Below are 2,077 nucleotides of genomic sequence, written 5' to 3'. Positions count from 1 at the left end.
GCACAAAAATATGCCACCGTAGAAACCGGTGCTGAAATTAGAGTGCCTCTATTTATTAACCAGGGAGATAAGGTTAAAGTTGACACCAAAACCGGCGAATATATGGAGCGGGTAAAATAGCATAGTTGAAGGTTTAAATTTCCTTAAACCCTAAGCCTTATACCTTAAACCTTTATAGGTTTTTATCAAAATAATTTTACCTTTGCCGTCACGAAAAACTGAAATATAAATCCAATTTAGGATAACACAATATGGCAAAAGCATCAGAAATTAAAACAGGTAACATTCTTCGCATAAACAACGAGCTGGTTACTGTTGACGAATGGAATCACCGTACACCAGGAAAAGGTGGAGCATTTTACACTGGTAAATTCCGCAACATTAAATCGGGCAGAATTGTTGAAGCACGTATGAATACCGACGAGGCTGTAGAAATCTGCCGCGTTGAAACCAATGATTATCAATATTTATACGAAGAAGGTGATTATCTGGTAGTAATGGACAACAACAATTACGAACAGTTTAACGTTGAAAAATCACTATTCGGTTCGGCTATTAAATTCTTAAAAGAAGGCATGAACATCATCGTTTCTATGGAAAGTGAAGAAGCTATTATGGCTCAATTGCCAAACTTTGCTGAATTCGAAATTACCTACTCGGAGCCAGCTGTTAAAGGCGATACGTCTACAAACGCATTAAAAGCTGCAACATTAGAAAACGGTGTTGAGGTGAAAGTTCCGATGTTTGTAAACCAAGGAGATAAAATTAAAATCGATACCCGTACCGGCGAGTACGTTGAGCGTGTAAAATAATTTTAAGCAAAATACATGGAAGCCTCTGAAGTGAACTCTTCAGGGGCTTTTTGGTTTCTACATTTAGACCTGCAAGGTTTTAAAAACCTTACAGGTCTGTAAAAAACAACCCACTTCGCTCGCTTGTTATAAAAAACATAAATTTGAATACCATGTTAAAAGCCGAAATCAGAAAGCAAGCGCTAAAAGAAAGATTATTGCTGAGCGACACAGAGTACGAAAGCCTATGCGAAGCCCTCTTAAATGAGTTTAAATCGCTCGATTTTAGCCAAATTAAAACCCTCCACATCTTTTTGCCCATTACAGAAAAAAAGGAGCCCAATACTTTTTTACTGATCGAATGGCTTAATAAAAATCACCCAGAAATTAAAATCATTGTACCTAAAGCCGATTTTGAAACTGCTTTAATGACCAATCACGAATATTTAGGTGTAGGCGATTTAAAGAAAAACCTTTATAACATCCTGGAACCACAAAAAGGAAACCTGCATGAAGGCGAAGTAGATCTTGTTCTTATTCCACTTTTAGCTTTCGATAAACAAGGTTACCGGGTGGGTTATGGCAAGGGCTTTTACGATCGTTTTCTACAGGATATAAATGCTCAAAAAATAGGCTTATCTTTGTACCCTGCTATTGAAAAAATCGATGATGTAAATGAACACGACATCAGGTTGGATTTTTGCATTACGCCAACAGAAATTATAAAATTTTAAGCTTACCAGCATGCCACAGGAAATCGTTATCAAAACCGAAAAACAATACGAAGACAATATGATTGCGGTRTTCGAGTTACAGGAAAAGGAGGAATTAACCGCTGAAGACCTGAAACAGATTGAATTGATGTTACAGGCCGGAGAAAAATACGAAGCCGAACATTTGTAGGGCTTTCCATTTTTAGGTCGTCATCCTGAATTTATTTCAGGATCTATTTCCAATGCGTAAGTCCCAATTAATAAAAAACAAGAAAGACCCTGAAATAAATTCAGGGTGACGCACTTAGATTAATGTCCCTTAACAAAATCACTCACCAGATAAGCAACCAGTTTAGCCGTTAACTTACTCACCCTCCCATCCAACATTCGCGCTGCGCCTTCACAAATATGTAGATAAGAAAACTTCTTCACACTGGTTAAAATGAGTTTTCTAATATCGTTAACGGCAAAACCAGATGGTGTTTCGGCACTGGAAAGTACATTTTGAACGCAGTCCAAATCGATTTCCAAACCCGCAACTGAACCTATTTCATTCACCAGGTCAGTAAAGTC

Annotated in this window: 3 protein-coding genes and 2 pseudogenes; 4 read left to right on the top strand and 1 reads right to left on the bottom strand. The window is 37.6% G+C overall.

The genetic code is table 11. From position 1 onward, the window contains the following. The 4 genes and pseudogenes from AC1DPQ_RS26010 to AC1DPQ_RS25995 all read left to right on the top strand — a co-directional run. Positions 1–120: pseudogene (locus AC1DPQ_RS26010) on the top strand (elongation factor P); the annotation flags it as partial. A 131-nt stretch (positions 121–251) separates the two neighbouring features. Further along, the gene (gene efp, locus AC1DPQ_RS26005) at positions 252–812 is read left to right on the top strand and encodes an elongation factor P (protein WP_029274299.1); all 561 of its coding nucleotides are present in this window, start codon (positions 252–254) and stop codon (positions 810–812) included. Between the two features lie 152 nt (positions 813–964). Next, a complete protein-coding gene (locus tag AC1DPQ_RS26000; RefSeq protein ID WP_477583671.1) occupies positions 965–1,525 on the top strand; it encodes a 5-formyltetrahydrofolate cyclo-ligase in 561 nt (186 codons plus the stop codon). Positions 1,526–1,535: 10 nt separating this feature from the next. Further along, complete coding sequence (locus tag AC1DPQ_RS25995; protein ID WP_157257919.1) at positions 1,536–1,694, top strand: hypothetical protein; 159 nt, start codon at positions 1,536–1,538, stop codon at positions 1,692–1,694. Positions 1,695–1,813: 119 nt separating this feature from the next. Here the strand turns inward: AC1DPQ_RS25995 and AC1DPQ_RS25990 are convergent. Beyond that, a pseudogene (locus AC1DPQ_RS25990) lies at positions 1,814–2,077 on the bottom strand (formimidoylglutamase); the annotation flags it as partial.

This window comes from Pedobacter sp. 01T416_2 (genome assembly GCF_056398925.1).
Note: the sequence above shows the minus strand (reverse complement) of the source record. Positions and strands in the feature narration are given on the sequence as shown.